Raw genomic sequence first — 18167 nt, forward strand, 5'->3', positions numbered from 1 at the left:
CGCCCCTCGCATTAACTGCTTGCAAGAATGCCAGATGTTTGCATATTTTTGCGAAGGCTTCGGCTGCGACATTCAGAATCGCGGCAGCCCCAGGGAGGATGACAATGTCTCAACGTCTTAATCGGCGCGTGCGCCTGCTGTCGGGCGCCGCATTCGGCGCCGCCGCGCTCGTGGCCGTCAGCAGCGCCCAGGCGCAAACCGCCGCGGCGACGACCCAGGCCGACGAACAGCCTGCGGAAGTCGGCGAAATCGTCGTCACCGGCATTCGTCGCTCGATCGAGGCTTCGATCTCGGCCAAGGCCAACAACACCTCTATCGTGGAAGTCATTTCGGCCGAGGACATCGGCAAGCTGCCGGACGTCTCTATCGCCGAATCCCTGGCCCGCTTGCCGGGCGTGACCATGCAGCGCCTCGACGGCCGCAGCCAGCAGATCTCCATCCGCGGCCTGGGCCCGGACTTCACCACCGCCCTTCTGAACGGACGCGAACTGGTCACCACCGGCGACAATCGCGGCGTCGAGTTCGACCAATTCCCGTCGGAACTGCTGGGCAGCGTGGTCGTCTACAAGACCCCGGATTCGGCCCTGGTCGGCCAGGGCCTGGCCGGCACCGTCGACCTGCGCACCGTCCGGCCCCTGGCCTACGGCCGTCAGGCCATCGCGGTGAATTATCGCCACGAATGGAACGACATCGGCGCCCTGAACTCGGGCACGACCGACAGCGGCGACCGCTACACCGTCTCCTATATCGACCAGTTCATGGACGGGACCCTGGGCGTCGCCCTGGGCTACGCCCACATGAGCTCGCCCTATCAGTCGGAGCGGTTCAACGCCTGGGGCTATCCGAACTACAGCGACGGCAATCTGCTGACCGGCGGCGTCAAACCCTATGTCATGTCGTCGGAGTTGGAGCGCGACGGCTATATGGGCGTGCTGGAATGGCGCCCGAACGATCGTATCCATTCGACGATCGACGCCTTCTATTCCGAGTTCAAGAACACCCAGGTCCTGCGCGGCATCGAATTCCCGCTGGCCTGGGGCGGTTCGGCTGAGGCTGCGTCGGGCGCCTGCGCCGCGGGCGGCAATGTTCAAAGCGCCGTCTGCCGTCCTGGCCCGTCGCTGCGCCCCGGCTATACGGTCGAGGACGGCCTGATCGTCGCCGGCACCTGGGACAACATCAAGGGCGTCGTCCGCAACGACCTGAACAAGCGTGACAGCAACATCACGGCCCTGGGCTGGAACACCGAGTTCGTCGCCAACGACGACTGGACCCTGGCGCTCGACGTCAACTATTCGAAGGTCGAGCGGAACGACATCATCCTCGAAACCAACGGGGGGACGGGCCGTAACATCAACGGCGCGCTGGACACCCTCGGCTTCGAACTGACCGACGACGGCGTCACCCGCTTCACCAGCCAGCTCGACTACGCCGACCCGACCCTGATCCGCATCACCAGCGCCCAGGGCTGGGGCTCGGACGTCATTACCGGCGGCCAAGTCGGCTATATGAACACCCCGTCCATTGAGGACGAGATCAAAGCCGCCCGTCTCACCGCAAACCGCACCCTGCACCAGAGCCCGTTCAAGTCGATCGACTTCGGCGTGAACTACTCGGAACGCAGCAAGAGCTTCGTCAACGATCAGTATTACCTCGGCGTCCCGGGCGGCGGGGACCTGTTCGTGCCGTCGGAATATCTGCTGGCGCCGACCGACCTGGGCTATCTCGGCATCTCTCAGGTGCTCAGCTATGACGCCCTGGGCCTGGTCAACAGCGGTCTGCTGGAACTGGTCCGCAACCCGAACGCCGACGTCGCCGCCGGCAACTGGGAAGTGACGGAAAAGGTGTCGACCGCCTATGTCCGCGCCAACATCGACCACAATCTGTTCGGTCTGCCGCTGACCGGCAACGTCGGCATGCAGTTCGTCTACACCGATCAGCAGGGGCAAGGCTTCGAGGCCCAGCAGATCAGCCAGGGCGTGGCCGCCGTCGCAAAGCTCACCGGCGGCGCGGAATATCTGGAAATCCTGCCCAGCTCGAACTTCATCCTGGAAGTCGGCGACGACATGTTCGCCCGCTTCGCTGTCGCCCGCACCCTGGCGCGTCCGCGGATGGACGACATGCGCGCCTCGCGGAATTTCTCGTTCAATGCGGGCAACAACAACGCAAATGCGACGCCCACCCGGAACTCGCCGTGGGGCGGCGGCCGCGGCAATCCCGAGCTGAAGCCCTTCATCGCCGATGTGGTCGACGTCTCGTTCGAGAAGTATTTCGCCAACCGCAAGGGCTATGTCTCGCTGGCGGCCTTCTACAAAAACCTGGAAAGCTACGTCTACACGCGCAGCGTGCTGTTCGATTTCACCGGCTATCCGACCGGCGGCGTCACGCCCGTGATCAATGAAGGTGTTCTCACCACGCCTGAGAATGGCGACGGCGGCTGGATCAAGGGCCTGGAATTCTCGGTCTCCGCGCCGTTTGACATCTTCCACCCGGCGCTGGAAGGCTTCGGCGGCGTGTTCAGCGCCTCGCAGACGGACAGCGAGGTCCAGCCGGATCCCGCCAACCCGCCCACCACCCTGCCGGGTCTGTCGGAGACGGTCATGAACGGCACGCTCTATTATGAGCGCTACGGCTTCCAGGGCCGCGTCTCGGCCCGTTACCGTTCGGACTTCCTGGGCGAGGTCGCCGGCTTCGGCAACGGCCGCACCCTGCGTTCAGTGGCCGAGGAAACCGTCGTCGACGCCCAGGTCGGCTACGAGTTCCAGTCCGGCCCGCTGGAAGGCCTGTCCATCCTGGCCCAGGTCAACAACCTGACCGACGAGCCGTTCAAGACCTTCGAGAACGGCGATGAACGCCGGACCATCGATTATCAGAGCTACGGCCGGACCTTCGCGGTGGGCATGAACTACCGCTTCTGATTTCTCCCCTGAGCAAACTTGGGCCGCCCCGGAAACGAGGCGGCCCTTTCTTTTTGGCCCTAGCCTATCGCCGCCGCCGCTGGTCGCCGCCGCCCAAGTTTGGTTACAGCCTGTGTTTTTCCGCTGGACGGCGCGTCCGCGATGCCCGAACCAAGGCGACCAGAACCGCGCGGGGAAAGCGCGGCCGTCCTTAGTTCTATCCGCAGGGGGAATTCATGTCCGCTCCAGAGGCCGCCAAGCGCCAGGGTACGACCCTGGCCTTCGCCTATGTCACCACGCTCTTCTTCGCCTGGGGCTTCGCCACCTCGCTGATCGATCCGCTGATCGCGGCGGTGAAGCGGGTGTTCGATCTGAACAACGCCGAGGCCTTTCTGACCACCTTCGCCTGGTTCATCGCCTATGGGCTGATGTCCCTGCCGGCGGCGGCGGTGCTGGGCCGGCTGGGCTACAGCCGTTCGATCATCGGCGCCCTGGTGGTCATGGTGGCGGGCTGTCTGATCGTGCCGGCCGCCACGGCCGCCGACTGGTACCCCGGCGTGCTGATCGCCCTGTTCGTGATCGCCTCGGGCGTCACCCTGCTTCAGGTCGCGGCCAATCCGCTGGTCGCCGAACTGGGCAGCCGCAAGGGCGCATCCAGCCGTCTGAACCTGTCGCAGGCCTTCAACTCCCTGGGCACCACGGTCGGGCCGTGGCTGGGGTCGCACGTGCTGCTGACGGGGGGCGTCTTCGCCGCGGGCGCCGTGGTCACGGCCGCGACCCGCACCCAGTCGCTGCGCAGCATCGACATGGCCTTCCTGGGCATGGGCGCCTTCTTCGCCGTCGTGGCCTTCTTCATCTTCACGGCCCGCAAGAAGATCAATGTGGCGGCCCCGGCCGCGACCGAGGCGGTCTCGCCGCTGAAGGCCCTGTCCTCGCCCTGGGCGATCTTCGGCGCCCTGGCGATCTTCCTCTATGTCGGTTCGGAAGTGGCCATCGGCGGCATGCTGACCAACTTCCTGGAAAGCCCCGACATCCTGAACGCCCCGATCGAGACCGCGGGCAAGATGGTCGCCCTCTACTGGGGCGGCGCCATGGTCGGCCGGTTCATCGGCTCATGGGTGCTGTCGCGCGTGTCGCCCGGCGTGGTCCTGGCCTGCTGCACCGTCGCTGCGGCCGCGCTCTGCCTGCTGGTCAGCCAGATCGGCGGACCGACGGCGGCCTATGCGGTCCTGTCGATCGGCCTGTTCAACTCGATCATGTTCCCGACCATCTTCACCCTGACGCTGGAGCGGTCCACGGCGCCGACATCGGCGACGTCGGGCCTGCTGGTCTTCGGCATCATCGGCGGCGCCCTGCTGCCGCAGGTGGCGGCGCGCATCGCCGACGCCGCCGGCGCCCTTCAGCCGGCCTTCCTGGTGCCGATGGCGGGCTATATCGGCCTGACCGTCTTCGCCATCGCCTGCGCGCGCACCAAGGCCAAGGCGGAAGTGACCACGGTCGCCTCGCACTAAGGGCCGGTCGTCGGACAAGACAAAGGGCGCGGAGGGCGACCTCCGCGCCCTTCTTCATTTCGGGGGCGTGATCAGCCGTCGATCAGGGACTGAAGGATCGGCGCCAGCCGGTCTCGCATCGCCTCGCATTCGGCCGGCTCGATGTTGAAACTGCCGCCGCCCAGTTCGCGGCTGACCGACATGCCCATGATGAATCCCGCCAGCAGCCGCGCCCGCACCGTGGCGTCCGGGCCGCTGAGCCAGTCTTCCAGGGGGCCAAAGAAACGGGCCGTGCAGGTGGTCTGCACCATGTCCGCCGCCTTGGCCGAGCCGATGGAGCGCAGCATGATCGACATGCCCTTGAGCTTCTCGGCCTTCTTGGGTTCGAACACGATCTCATGGGCCACGCGCCGGCCGAAATCGGATTTCTCGCCCGACATCAGGGCGCTGCCGTCGCCGCAGCTGTCCAGCGCCGCCAGGAACAGATCGTCCTTGGATCCGAAATACCGGCTGATCAGGGCCGCATCGACGCCGACGTCGCGGGCGATGTCGCGCATGCCCACGTCGTCATAGCTCTCGGCCGCGAATCTTTCGCGTGCTGCGTCGAGAATGGCCGTGCGCGTCGCAGCGGCGTTCCTCGGGCGTGGGCCGGGACATAACAAGGGGATGACACTCCACAGAACAATAACCGTAGACACCATATGGCTTTGTCAACGCGTGTTGACAAGCGTCACGACGCCCATCATTAAGTCACCACGCGTTGACAACGGCCGACTCCCCATCGGCCTCTGTCCGCACGACAGGGATTTACCTCCGACAGGGAGATTGCGCAGATGCGCGGGCTGAAGATTGCGGCCGTGTCCGTCATGGTGACGGGCGCGCTATATGGATGTTCCCCCAAGGCCGAAGGCCAGGCGCCCGGCGCACCGCCGGTGACGGTGGCCACGCCGCTGCAGCAGAAGGTGGTGGACTGGGACGAGTTTACGGGCCGCTTCGAGGCGGTTGAGAGCGTCGACGTGCGGGCGCGGGTCGGCGGCTATGTCCAGGCCGTCCACTTCCGCGACGGCCAGATGGTCCAGAAGGGGCAACTGCTGTTCACCCTGGACCCGCGTCCGGCCCAGGCCGCTCTGGCCCAGGCCCAGGCCCAGGTCGCTCAGATGCAGTCGCAACTGACCCTGGCCCGCGCCAACCTGGCCCGCAGCGAGACCCTGCTGGCCTCGCAGGCGGTGTCCAAGGCCGAATATGATTCCAACAAGGCCGCCGTCGATGCAGCCGCCGCCAATATCGCCGCCGCCAACGCCGCCGTGCGCACGGCGCGGCTGAATCTGGAATATACGCGGGTCACCGCGCCGACCTCGGGCCGCGTTTCCGATCGCCGCGTCGATCCCGGCAACCTGATCGCCGGCGGCTCCTCGGCGGGCGACATCCTGACCACCATCATTTCGGGCGGCCCGATCCACTTCGTCTTCGACGGGTCGGAAGCGGTCCTGCTGAAATATCTGCGTGACGGCGGCGCCGCCAACGGCGCCCCGGTCCGCATCCGCCTGCAGGACGAGAGCGGCTTCACCCGCACCGGTCGCCTGGACTTCTCGGACAATGCGCTGGACACCTCGTCAGGCGTTATCCGCATGCGCGCCATCGTGCCGAACGGCGACGGTTTCCTGCGTCCCGGCCTGTTCGGCCGCGCCCAGGTCGCGGGCGCCGGCTCCTACGACGCCCTGCTGGTGCCGGACACCGCCATCGGCACCGATCAGTCGCGCCGCGTCGTCTCGGTCGTCAACGCCGACGGCTCGGTCACGGCCAAGGCCGTCCAGCTGGGTCCGATCGTCCAGGGTCTGCGCGTGATCAAGTCGGGTCTGGCCCCGACCGACCGCGTGATCATCGCCGGTCTCCAGCGCGCCGCCCAGCCGGGTTCGAAGGTCACGCCCAAGAACGGCCGCATCGCTCCCGTCGCCGAACAGGCATCGGACGCCCCGGTCACTCAGGCGGCTCCGGCCTCGACCGGCTCGTTCGCCAACAGCCTCTCCACCGGCGACTAAGCCATGAACATATCCCGCTTCTTCATCGACCGGCCGATCTTCGCGGCCGTGATTGCGGTGGTGATCACCATCATCGGCGTCTTCGCCTATCCGCTGCTGCCCCTGTCGCAGTATCCGGAGATCGCGCCGCCGACGATCACCATCAACGCCGCCTATCCCGGCGCCTCGGCCGAGACCCTGGCCGAAACCGTCGCCGCCCCCATCGAGCAGGAGGTGAACGGCGTCGAGGACATGCTCTACATCACCTCCTCGTCCACCTCGGACGGCGCGGTGGCCATCACCGTCACCTTCCAACCCGGCACCGATCTCGACGCCGCCCAGGTGCTGGTCCAGAACCGCGTCTCCCTGGCTGAACCCCGTCTTCCCGACGCGGTCCGCCAGACCGGCGTCGTGGTCACCAAGGCCGAGAGCGGCTTCCTGATGGTGCTGGGTCTGACCTCGCCCGACGGCTCGCTCAGCAACGACTATGTCGGCAACTACGGCAATTCGACGCTGCGGGACCGTCTGCTGCGGCTCGAGGGCGTGGGTGCGGTCCAGGTCTTCGGCGGCGGCAACTATTCGATGCGGATCTGGATCGACCCGGCCAAGGCGGCCGAGCGCGGCCTGACCGGCCCGGATATCGTCGCCGCCCTGCGGGCCCAGAACGTCCAGGCCGCCGCCGGCTCGATCGGCCAGCCGCCGTTCCCCAACAGCGCCTCGGCCTTCCAACTGCCGATTCAGGTTGAAGGTCGTCTGACCGATCCCGACCAGTTCTCCAATGTCGTCCTGAAAACCGACAGCCAGGGCCGCGTCACCTATCTGCGCGACGTGGCTCGGATCGAACTGGGCGCCCAGGATTACGGCATCCGCGGCTTCTTTGACGGCCAACGCGGCGTCGGCCTGGCCGTCGTCCAGCAACCGGGGGCCAACGCCCTGGGCACCGCCGAACGCGTCCTGGCCGAGGTCGAGGCCGTCAAGGCCGAACTTCCCGCAGGCATGGACCTGTCCGTGCCCTATAATCCGACCGAGTTCGTCGCCGCCTCGGTGGAGTCGGTTCAGCATACGCTGATCGAGGCCGTCATCCTGGTCGTGATCGTGGTCATGATCTTCCTTCAGACCTGGCGCGCGGCGATCATCCCGATCGTGGCCATCCCGGTCGCCCTGGTCGGCACCTTCGCGGTGCAACTGGCCCTGGGCTATTCGATCAACTCCCTGTCCCTGTTCGCGCTCGTCCTCGCCGTCGGCATCGTCGTCGATGACGCCATCGTCGTGGTCGAGAATGTGGAGCGGGCCATAGGCGAGGGGCTGACTCCCAAGGAGGCCGCTTACCGCTCGATGCAGGAGGTTTCCGGCGCCCTTATCGCCATCGGCCTGGTGCTGATCTCGGTGTTCATTCCGACGATGTTCGTGCCCGGCATCCCCGGCATCTTCTATCGCCAGTTCGCCGTGGTCATCGCCTCGGCCTCGGTGATCTCGCTGTTCGTGTCGCTGACCCTGTCGCCGGCCATGGCCGCCCTGCTGCTGAAGCCGCACAGGAAGGACCACGAGAACGACCGCAAGCCGGGCGTCCTGGGTTCGGTCGTCTATTACGGCGGCTGGGCCGGGCGTAAGTTCAACGAGGGCTTCGACTGGCTGTCGGATCGCTACGGCCGTCTGACGGCGCGCCTGGTGCGCACCGTGGGTCTGGTTCTGATCATCTACGCCGGTCTGCTGGGCCTGACCGCCTGGCGTCTGGTCGACACGCCCTCAGGCTTCATCCCCGAGCAGGATCAGGGCTTCCTGATCGGCGTCATCCAGCTTCCGGCCGGCGCCTCGCTGGATCGCACCGAGGCGATCATGCAACGCGCCAGTCAGATCATCCGCGACACCAACGGCGTGGACGGCACTGTGGCCTTCGCGGGTCTCGACGGCGCCAGCTTCTCATTCGGCTCCAACGCCGCCACCATCTTCGTGCGTCTGAGCCCGTTCGAGGACCGGACCAAGGAAGAGGCCGCCGCCGCCCTGGCCGGGGCCATCACCCAGGCCACGGGTCAGATCGAGGACGCGCAGATCTTCGTCATCGCTCCGCCGGCGGTCCAGGGTCTGGGCAACGGCAACGGCTTCAAGATGATGATCCAGGACACCTCGGGCGCCGGCTACCGCGCGCTGGAGGGGGCGACCTTCGCCATGATGGGCGCCGCCGCCCAGGCCCCGGATCAGGTGAGCCAGGTCTTCTCGACCTACAACACCGGCTCGCCGCGCATCTCGGCCGACGTCGATCGTGACAAGGCGCTGATGATGGGCGTCCAGCCCGGCGCGGTGTTCGACACCCTGGGGGTCTATCTGGGCTCGTCCTATGTGAACGACTTCAACATGCTGGGCCGCACCTATCGGGTGACGGCGCAGGCTGAGCCCCAGTACCGCGACGACATCGCCGACATCGCCAACCTGAAGACCCGCTCGTCCAGCGGGGCCATGGTGCCGATCGGTTCGGTGGCGAACCTGGTCAATGACTCGGGTCCGTCCCGGATCGTCCGCTACAACCTGTTCCCGGCGTCCGAGCTTCAGGGCAACCCGGCCATGGGCGTGTCTTCCGGCCAGGCGCTGGGCGTCATGGAGCAGATGGCGACCAGCACCCTGCCGCAAGGCTTCAGCTACGAGTGGACCGAACTGGCCTACCAGCAGAAGGCGGCGGGTTCCGGCACGACCATGATCTTCCTGATGGCCGTGGTCTTCGTCTTCCTGGTGCTGGCGGCCCAGTATGAGGCCTTCACGCTTCCGCTGGCGGTCATCCTGATCGTGCCCATGTGCCTGCTGGCGGCCATGATCGGGGTGAACCTGCGGGGCCTGGACAACAACATCCTGGTCCAGATCGGTCTGGTGGTCCTGATCGCCCTTGCGGCCAAGAACGCCATCCTGATCGTCGAGTTCGCCAAACAGGCGGAAGAGGACGAGGGCATGAACCGGTTCGATGCAGCCGTGGCTGCGGCCCGGACCCGCCTGCGTCCGATCCTGATGACCTCCTTCGCCTTCATCCTCGGCGTCGTGCCGCTGATGCTGGCGACCGGGCCGGGCGCCGAAATGCGCCAGTCGCTCGGCACGGCGGTCTTCTCCGGCATGTTGGGCGTGACCTTCTTCGGCCTGATCTTCACGCCGGTCTTCTATGTCGTGACCCGCTGGCTGTCGTCCAAACTGCCGCAAGGCAAGAAGCCGACGCCGAAGTCGAACGTCACCGAAGCCGTCCGCTACGATCAAACTTCCAGCCTGACCGATCCCGATGCGCTGGCTCCGGCCGCCGGGCGGGGAGGGGACTTCTGATGACCCGCACCAAGACCCTCAGCTTCCTGACCGTCGCAGCATCCGGCGCCCTGCTGGCCGCCTGCGCGGTCGGGCCCCAGGCGCCTGCCGCCGATCTGCCTGTGGCCGGGACGGGCGCCTTCATCGGCTCCGCCTCGACCACGGTCTCGACCGCCCAGGCGCGAGACGACTGGTGGCGGCTGTACGACGATCCGACCCTGGACGGCCTGATCCGTCAGGCCTTCGCCGAGAACAACGAGCTGGAGGCGGCCTTCGCCAACCTGCGCGCGGTTCGGGCGTCGCTGTCCGAGGCGCGCGTGGGCCGGTTCCCGACCACGACCACCAGCGCCCAGGCCCAGCGCAGCCGCGCCTCGGCCGCCACCTCCTCGGTTCTGGAGGCGGACGGCAAGGCGCCCGAGATCGACACCTATGACGTCGGTCTGTCGGCCAGCTACGAGGTCGATCTGTTCGGCCGGGTGGAATCGACCATCCGCGCCGCCCGCGCCGACGCCCGCGCGGCCGAGGCCGCCCTGGCCACGGTCCAGGTCTCGGTCGCGGCCGAGACCGCCCGCGCCTATGCCGACGCCTGCTCGGCCAACGCCCAGATCGCGGTGGCCGAACGGACGCTGGGGCTGCAACGCAATACGGCTCAGCTGACACAGACCCTGCTCGACGGCGGGGCGGGCACCGGCCTGGACGTGGCCAGCGCCCGCGCGGCCCTGGCCCAGACGGCGGCGACCCTGCCGACGCTTCGCGCCTCGCGCAACGAGGCCCTGTACCGTCTGGCGACCCTGACGGGCGTGACACCGGCCGAGGCCAGCCAGGCCGCCGCCGCCTGCGTCCGGCCGCCGCAACTCAGCCAGCCGATCCCGGTCGGCGACGGCGCCGCCCTGCTGGCGCGTCGTCCCGACGTGCGCCAGGCCGAGGCGAACCTGGCCGCCGCTGCGGCCCGCGTGAACGTGGCGACCGCCAATCTGTATCCGCAGATCAGCCTGGGCGGCTCTCTCGGCTCGACGGCCCAGGACTCGGGCGAATTGGGCGACGACCAGAACTTCCGGTTCAGCTTCGGTCCGCTGATCAGCTGGTCCTTCCCCAACGTCTTCGCCGCCCGCGCCCAGATCAAGGCCGCCGACGCCCGCTCCGACGCGGCCCTAGCCACCTTCGACCAGACGGTGCTGACGGCCCTGCAGGAGACCGAGACGGCGCTCAGCAACTACGCCAACGAACTGGACCGCCGCGCGGCCCTGACCGAGGCGCGCGATCAGGCCGCCCGCGCCGCCAACCTGTCGCGTCAGCGCTTCAACGCCGGCGCCGACAGCTTCCTGCTGGTGCTGGACGCCGAACGGACCCAGGCCGCCGCCGACGCCGCCCTGGCCCAGTCGGACGCCCTGGTCACCACCTACCAGATCGCCCTGTTCCGCGCCCTCGCCGGCGGCTGGCAGGCCGACAGCTGATCGACCCCCGTCCCCCGCCCGGGCGGGGGACGGCTTCGACTATGACAAACGCCGGCGGCCTCACGGTCGCCGGCGTTCGTCTGAGCATGAGGCGCCGAGCCCGGCGGCCGTGACTGCGGTCGTCCACAGCTGTGATGCGTCAGTGTGTTCGTGATTTGTTCCATTCGTGCTTTAACCGATGGCGGCGGTCGGTGGCGTGACGGAGGAACAGATGAACGACGGAGTCCTGGCCGATATGATGGCCGAACTGGATGCGGAACTGGCGCGGGCGGAGGCGTCTCTGCCGGAACATCCCGAACAGACGCGCCAGACCGAGGTGATGCGCGCTCTTGCCCTGGGCCTGGGCAATTTCGAGCGGATGCGGGCCCACGACGTGCATCTGCTGGCGGCCCGTTTGTCGCCCCGCCGGGGGTGAGAGCCGCGCGCGGCGGCGGTTCAGGGCTTGCGCTTGAAGGTGTCGCCGATCTCCGCCGCGTCCGGACCGTCCGGTCCCGCGCTGCGGCGCTCCTGCTGACCGACCTTCTTCACATCGGCGTCGGAGGTCAGGCCGTCGGGCTTGCCCGCCGGGTCCGCGCCGTTCTTCTCCCGGCCCTTGGTCTGTTCACGGTCCATCAGGATCTCCCTTGCTGGGAGAGGAGCGCGGGGGGAGGGGGAGCGTTCCGTCAGCCGCCCGTATCCACCTTCGCCACCACCGACATCCCCGGCGCGAGACGCTCCACGCCCGCCTGCCCCGGCTCGATGCGGATGCGGACCGGGATGCGTTGGGCGACCTTGGTGAAGTTGCCGGTGGCGTTGTCGGGGCGGATGACGCTGAACTCGCTGCCGGCGGCGGGGGCGATGCGTTCGACGCGCCCGCGCAGGGTCCGGCCGCCCAGGGAATCGACCGCGATCTCGACCGGCTGGCCGATGCGGATGTCGCGCATCTGGGTCTCCTTCATATTGGCCGTGACCCAGACGACGTCGGGCACCAGGCCCATCAGCTGGGTTCCGGCGGTGACATACTGGCCCTGGCGCACGCCGACCTCGCCCAGGCGGCCGGGGCGGGGGGCGGTGATCCGGGTGTTGGCCAGGTCGATCTGGGCCAGGCGGACGGCGGCCTGGGCGTTCTCGACGGCGGCGGCCAGACTGTCGCGGTTGACCACGGCCGAGGTGACGCCCGTCTGGGCCACGCCTTCGCCGGCCTGGGCCTGGGCCAGCTGGGCCTGGGCGCTGCGCAGGGCGGCGACGGCGATGTCCACATTGGATTGCGACACCCAGCCCCCGGCCTTCAGGGTGCGGGCGCGGTCGGCGTCGGCCTGGGCGCGGGTCAGGGCGGCCTGGGCGGCGGCGATGCCGGCGCGCTGTTGCGCCACCGCGCCGCGGGCCGAGGCCTGGCTCTGGGTCGAGTTGGACAGGGCCGCCTGGGCGGAATGCAGCGCCGCCTCGGCCTGCTCCAGCTTCTGGCGATAGGTGCGGTCGTCCACCTGGGCCAGCAGCTGGCCCTGCTGAACGGCCTGGAAGTCCTGGACCGGGACCTGGACCACATAGCCGCTGACCTGGGGGCTGATGATCGTCACCTGGCCGCGGACGTAGGCGTTGTCGGTCCGCTGCACATGGCCGGTGAAGGGCGGCAACTGCCAGGCGTACAGCACCAGGCCCACGGCGAAGACCGCGACCACCGCGGCGATCACGGCCCAGAGGACGCGTTTGTCCGGCTCGGGCGGCGACGCAGGCGAAGGCGCAGGTTGAGCGGATTGGGGGGATGTCGTGTCGGTCATCGGCGTGCGGGGGACTTTCAGGGGATCAGTCGGCGGTCGGGGCGGCGGTCGGGGCGGCGGCGGGTGCTGGGCCGGCGGTCATGGAACGGGCGGCGCGCTTCGCCTGGCGGCGCGCCTCGAAACGCGGATGCAGATGGACGGCCGTGACCCAGGCGCAGCCCAGACCGGCGGCCGCGGCGATGATCAGGAAGACGTCGTTATAGGCCAGGATATTGGCCTGTTGCGTCACCTGACGGGTCAGCATGGCCACGCCCTCGGCGTTCAGCAGGGCCGGGTCGGTGATGGTCGAGGCATAGGCGCCGGACAGCTGGCGCAGGCGCAGAACCACCTCGGGATTCAGGCTGGTGATGTCGGCGGACAGCTGGTTCGAATGGAATTTTTCGCGCACCACCTGGATCGTGCCGATCAGGGCGCTGCCGGCCAGGCCGCCCAGGTTCTGAAGCACGCTGAACATGACGATGAAGCTGATGATGTTGCGCGCCCCCTGTTGCAGCACCTTGCCGACGCCGATCAGCAGGGCCGGGCCGACGAACATGGCCGAGGCGAAGGCGATCATGGCCTGGCTGACATACAGCTGGGCCGGACGGGTCAGAACGGTGGCGTGGCTGTCGATGAAGGCGCCGACGGCGATGAGGCCCAGGGCGATGGCGATGGGCTTGTTCAGCTTGGCCATGTTCAGGGTCAGGGCGCTGACCGCCGTGCCGGCGATCATGGCCAGCAGGATCAGCAGGAAGAGGCCGTGCAACTGGTCCGGACCCAGGCCGACTACGGTCAGGAAGCCCACGGCGCCCGAGGTCTGTTCCGACAGGGTGATGCGGATCAGCAGGATGGCGCCGAACAGGCGCAGGATGTCCGGGCCGGTCAGCCAGCGGACGTTGATCAGCGGATTCCGCCGATCATACTCGATCATCAGGGCCGCAGTCAGCAGCAGGATGGCGCCGGCCAGGGCCCAGCCGATCCAGGCGGCCTCGGTCCACCAGACGATCCGGCCCAGACCCAGGACGGCGGCCAGCAGGGCCACGCCCGGCGCGAACAGGGCGAAGGTGACGAAGTCCAGCGGCTCGAACAGCTTCAGCCGCTCGGACGGGGGCAGGCGCAGCACCTGGACGGCGGCCCAGGCCAGAAGCGCCATGCCCAGCTCGAAGGTGTAGAAGGCGCGCCAGTCGTTCATCTCCAGCAGGCTGGGCATGATCAGGCGGGCGATGGGGACGGCGAAGCTGGACAGGCCGATGCCGATCACCAGTCCCTTCAGGCGGTGCTGGGCCGGGAAGGCCTGGATCATATAGAGGAAGCCCAGGGTGCTGAGCCCCACCGCCGCCATGCCTGCGACGGCGCGGACGAACAGGGTGGACTCATAGTTGTCGACCGCCAGGTGGGCGGCGCAGGTGACGACGAAGGCGGTCAGGCAGATCTGGGTGAACAGGCGCAGGCCGTATTGCTGGCGGAACTTGAACAGGATCAGGTTCATGCAGGCGTTGGTCATGACGAAGACGACCGGCAGCCAGGCCGCCTCGGTGATCGTGATTCCCAACGAGCCCTGAAGACTGGTCAGATTGGCGGTGACGGCCGCATTGCCCAGGCTGCCGACCAGGGCCACCAAGACCCCGGTCAGGGCGTACTGCAACCGCAGCCAGGCCGTATGGTCGGGCGTGGCCGGCGAGCCGGGCAGGGTGGGTCGCTCGTGCGGCTTCAGGGTGGCGAGATACTGCTCCCAGGGCAGATGCCAGTTGTGATCGGCGCGACGAGCCATCAGGACGCCTCCGGCCTGGGCTTCAGCCCGTCCAGAATGATGACGCGGGTGCGCTGGGACACGGCCTGACGCTCGGCCTCGTCGGCGCCCTGGAAGCCGGCGCCCAGCAGGGTGGCGATCAGGCGGATGTCCATCGGCCGCAGATCCTTTCGCACCAGACCGGCCGCCTGGGCCCGTTCGAGGGGGGCGGCGCCCGCCTCCATCAAGCTCTGCCGCAGGGGGGTAAGCGCATCGGGCGACCTCACGTTCCGGACCAACCCCGCCAGGCCGGCGTTGCGGATCATGTCTTCCGCCAGCCGGTCCAGAAACCAGAAGAAGGCTTCCGGGCCGTCGCCCTGTTCGGCGGTGCGTCGGCCCAGGTCGGCGACATCGGCCTCGAGCACGGCCAGGGCCAGTTCGGTGCGGTCGGCGAAATGACGATACAGGGTGCCGCGACCGACGCCGGCCTTTTCCGCGATCAGGTCCAGCGGCGCGTCCAGACCCTGGTCGGCGAAGACCGCGCGCGCGGCCTCAAGCAGGGCGGCGTGGTTGTGGACGACGTCCTTACGGACATGTTTGGGGGCGGGGCGCGACATGATGACGCGCATAAATGGACATGGGTGTCCGTTTTGCAAGGGGCCGTTCGAAGATCCCTCTCCCAGCGGGGAGGGCTTGAGCGTCTGAGAGCATAGCGATCAGTCTTGCGCGCAAGGGTGAGGGGCACGGTGGTGCGAGCTGGCCCACCGGCGGGCCCTCATCCGGCCCTTCGGGCCACCTTCTCCCAACGGGAGAAGGAAGGGGAGTTTACAGCCCCTTCTCCAGCACCACGAAATCCAGCTCGGGCCGAGGCGGATCGACGGGGAAGGGGCGGGTCTCGCCGGTGGGGTGGTAGCCGCGCCGTTCGTACCAGGCGATCAGTTCCGCGCGGCGGTGGATGACGGTCATCTCCATGCGGCGGGCCGCGAACCGGGCGACGGCCTCGGTCTCCGCGGCGGCCAGCAGGCGGCGGCCCAGGCCGGAGGCCTGCAGGGTCGGATCGACGGTCAGCAGGCCGAGGTAGGTCCGGTCGTCGCCGACGCGGGCGACCTGGACGCAGCCGATCAGGGCGCCGTCCTTATGGGCCAGCAGAATGACCCGGTCGGGATCGGCGATCAGGGCCGACAATTCTTCGGCGCTGGTGCGGGTGTCGAACAGCAGGTCCGCCTCGTGCGTCCAGCCGGCCTTGGCCGTCTCGCCGCGATAGGCGCGCTCGATCAGGGGATGGAGCGTGGCGACGTCGGCGAGTGTCGCCGCGCGAAAGGCGATGTCGCTCACCTGGAAACGCCCAGCTCCTGCACCAGATGGTCCATGCCATAGACGTCGCGCAGAGCGACGGTCACGGCCTGGGTGGTGACGATGACGCTGCGGTTGACGGCGCGGTCGTAGCCGTAGGCGTTGCGCTGGGTCAGGACGGTGGAGTCGAAATTGGCGCCAATGATCTCGCCCTTCGCATTGATGGCGGGGGAGCCGGACGAGCCGCCGATGGTGTCGGTCGAGACGGCCATGTCCATCACCGCGTTCGGGTCGATCCGGTCCTTGGCCGCCAGCAGTTTGGGCGCGACGGCGAAGGGCTCGGCGCCGGTGGCCCGGTCCCACAGGCCGGCGAAGGTTGTGAAGGCGCCGAACCTCTGACCCGGAACGTCCGAGCCTTCGACCTGGCCATAGGTCAGGCGAAGCGTGCCGGTGGCGTCGGGATAGACGTCGTCGCCATAGGCGGCGAAACGGGCGGCGGCCAGCTGTTCCGAGGCGCGGTCGGTCGGGGCCTGGACGCGGGTCTCCCAGGCGTCGCGGACGGCGCGAGCGTCGGCGTCGATGGCCAGGGCGTATTGGATCATCGGGTCGGTCGAGGCCTGGACGGCGGCGAGACCGCCGGTCCACAGGGCGCGGCGCACGGCCGGGTCAGCCAGGGTCGTGCCGGCGACGACGCGGGCGGACAGGGTCTCGGGGCTCTCCTTGCCCAGCAGGGTGCGGACCGAAGGGTTGTCGACCGTCAGCCATTCGCGGGTCTTGGACAGCCACCATTCCAGCCGGATCTGCTCCAGCTCGGGATAGGTGGGGCGTTCGGCGAACAGGCGGGATTCGACGCTCGACAGGCGGCTGTCGGCGAACTCGGGCAGGCGCTGGTCCGACGGCTTGGCGCGTTCCTGGGCGCCGCGCACCAGGGTGCGGGCCCAGGCGAACAGCTGCGACCCGCCGGCGACCGAGGTCGTGCCCAGGCCCGTGCCGCCTTCCAGCAGGGCCATGGACGGATAGAGTTCGCGGGCGACGGGCTGGACCGTGCTGAGCGTGGACCAGGGATCGACGCCGGACCCTGCGGCGCGGGCGCGGAAGTCGGCTTCCTGCTCGGCCTTGCGGGCCATGAAGGCCGGGTCGATCAGGGCCGCCATCCGGCCCCGGCCGCGCTTGTAGGTGTTCTCAAGGCTGACGATGGGGTCCATGGCGATGAAGGCCTGGTCCTCGCCCTCTTCGGAATAGCGGATCAACCGGCCGCGCAGTTCGGAGGCGATCAACTGGTCCAGCGGCAGGACCACGTCGCGGATGGTGGTCAACTGGTCCATGGTCAGCAGGCGCTGGGTCGAACCGGGATTGCCGGAGATGAAGACGGCCTCGCCCTCGGTCGGCTTGTTCGGATTCCAGGCGAAATGGGTCGATGTGACCGCAGGCTCACCATCCTCGTACAGGCGGATGAAGGCGGCATCGATGGCGAAGCGGGGGAAGGAGAAGTTGTCCAGATCCCCGCCGAAGGTGGCGGCCCGGTCCTCGGGCGCCCAGGCCAGGCGGACGTCGGAATATTTGCGGTACTTGTAGAGTTTGAACTGGCCGCCCCGGTACAGGCTGACGACCTGGCAGCGGATCTTGGGATCGTTTCCGCAGGCTTCGTTCTCGATCCGGCCGGCCTCGGCGTCGCGGGCCTGGGTGAAGGCCTGGCCTTCAAGGCCGGCGCCGGCCTTGTGCATCCGCTCGGTCACGTCGGTGATGTCGGTCAGGATCTCGGCGGTGGCGCCGGGGCATTTCAGCTCTTCGTCGCGCGACTTCGGCGTAAAGCCGGTCTCGGCGTAGTTGATCTGGGGTGTGGACAGGTTGGCGACGCAGGTGGCGACGCAGTGGTTGTTGGTCATGACCAGGCCCTGGCCCGAGACCACGCCCGCCGAACAGCCGCCGAACTTCACCGACGACAGGCGGACACGGTCCAGGAAGGCTTGGTCGATGTCGGTTCCCAGCGCCTGGTTGGCGCGGGCGACGGGGAAGTTGTCGTAGGTCCACATGCCTTCTTCGGCGCTGGCCGAGGAGGCGGCGGCGACGGCGAGGACGGCGGCGGAGGCGAGAAGGGCGAGGCGCATGGGGGGACTCCATAACTCTCCCTCCCCGTCCGGGGAGGGTGGCCGGCGCGCAGCGCCGGACGGGTGGGGGCGGCAGGGCGACAAGGGCGCGGTCCTGTGACGGATCGCCGAGCCCTTCCCACCCGGTCGCTTCGCGACCCCCCTCCCCCGAGGGGGAGGGAGAGGCGCT

General features: G+C 68.3%; 13 protein-coding genes. 6 read left to right on the plus strand and 7 right to left on the minus strand.

What is annotated here, in order from left to right; all coding sequences use genetic code 11:
- Positions 1-104: 104 nt before the first annotated feature.
- Complete coding sequence (locus ACW18C_RS03805; protein ID WP_492072881.1) at positions 105-2915, plus strand: TonB-dependent receptor; 2811 nt, start codon at positions 105-107, stop codon at positions 2913-2915.
- Positions 2916-3130: 215 nt separating this feature from the next.
- Positions 3131-4405, plus strand: a complete 1275-nt coding sequence (locus ACW18C_RS03810) for a sugar MFS transporter (protein WP_492072883.1) — start codon at positions 3131-3133, stop codon at positions 4403-4405.
- Positions 4406-4476: 71 nt separating this feature from the next.
- Here the strand turns inward: ACW18C_RS03810 and ACW18C_RS03815 are convergent, their stop codons facing one another.
- Positions 4477-4941, minus strand: a complete 465-nt coding sequence (locus ACW18C_RS03815) for a TetR/AcrR family transcriptional regulator (protein ID WP_035306540.1) — start codon at positions 4939-4941, stop codon at positions 4477-4479.
- 276 nt (positions 4942-5217) lie between these two features.
- Here ACW18C_RS03815 and ACW18C_RS03820 point away from each other — a divergent pair, with 276 nt between their 5' ends.
- From ACW18C_RS03820 to ACW18C_RS03835, 4 genes are all read left to right on the plus strand, one after another.
- Positions 5218-6423, plus strand: a complete 1206-nt coding sequence (locus ACW18C_RS03820; RefSeq protein ID WP_008260475.1) for an efflux RND transporter periplasmic adaptor subunit — start codon at positions 5218-5220, stop codon at positions 6421-6423.
- Positions 6424-6426: 3 nt separating this feature from the next.
- Positions 6427-9699, plus strand: coding sequence for an efflux RND transporter permease subunit (locus tag ACW18C_RS03825; RefSeq protein WP_492072886.1), 3273 nt, complete (start codon positions 6427-6429; stop codon positions 9697-9699).
- Positions 9699-11132, plus strand: a complete 1434-nt coding sequence (locus ACW18C_RS03830) for an efflux transporter outer membrane subunit (RefSeq protein WP_492072888.1) — start codon at positions 9699-9701, stop codon at positions 11130-11132. Before ACW18C_RS03825 ends, ACW18C_RS03830 begins: the two co-directional genes overlap by 1 nt.
- Positions 11133-11343: 211 nt before the next feature.
- On the plus strand, positions 11344-11547 hold the full coding sequence (locus ACW18C_RS03835; protein ID WP_231492465.1) for a hypothetical protein: 204 nt from the start codon (positions 11344-11346) through the stop codon (positions 11545-11547).
- A 20-nt stretch (positions 11548-11567) separates the two neighbouring features.
- On the opposite strand, the gene ACW18C_RS03840 is transcribed toward ACW18C_RS03835, so the two are convergent.
- The 6 genes from ACW18C_RS03840 to ACW18C_RS03865 form a co-directional block, all read right to left on the minus strand.
- Entirely contained in the window at positions 11568-11744 is a 177-nt protein-coding gene (locus ACW18C_RS03840) for a hypothetical protein (RefSeq protein WP_183196064.1), read from the minus strand.
- 50 nt (positions 11745-11794) lie between these two features.
- Positions 11795-12889, minus strand: coding sequence for an HlyD family secretion protein (locus ACW18C_RS03845; protein WP_492072891.1), 1095 nt, complete (start codon positions 12887-12889; stop codon positions 11795-11797).
- A gap of 25 nt (positions 12890-12914) precedes the next feature.
- Positions 12915-14639: an MFS transporter gene (locus ACW18C_RS03850; RefSeq protein ID WP_492072893.1), complete on the minus strand. Its 1725-nt coding sequence runs from the start codon at positions 14637-14639 to the stop codon at positions 12915-12917.
- Positions 14639-15214 carry a TetR/AcrR family transcriptional regulator gene (locus tag ACW18C_RS03855; protein ID WP_492072895.1) on the minus strand — a complete coding sequence of 192 codons (576 nt, stop codon included), beginning with the start codon at positions 15212-15214 and terminating at the stop codon, positions 14639-14641. Before ACW18C_RS03855 ends, ACW18C_RS03850 begins: the two co-directional genes overlap by 1 nt.
- Before the next feature lie 208 nt (positions 15215-15422).
- Complete coding sequence (locus tag ACW18C_RS03860) at positions 15423-15932, minus strand: GNAT family N-acetyltransferase (protein ID WP_492072897.1); 510 nt, start codon at positions 15930-15932, stop codon at positions 15423-15425.
- Positions 15929-17998 (minus strand): S46 family peptidase, encoded by a 2070-nt coding sequence (locus ACW18C_RS03865; protein ID WP_492072899.1) that lies wholly within the window; start codon positions 17996-17998, stop codon positions 15929-15931. The genes ACW18C_RS03860 and ACW18C_RS03865 overlap by 4 nt, the downstream gene beginning before the upstream one ends.
- Between the last annotated feature and the right edge of the window lie 169 nt (positions 17999-18167).

It is taken from the genome of Brevundimonas sp. FV1ye7S (assembly GCF_058680995.1).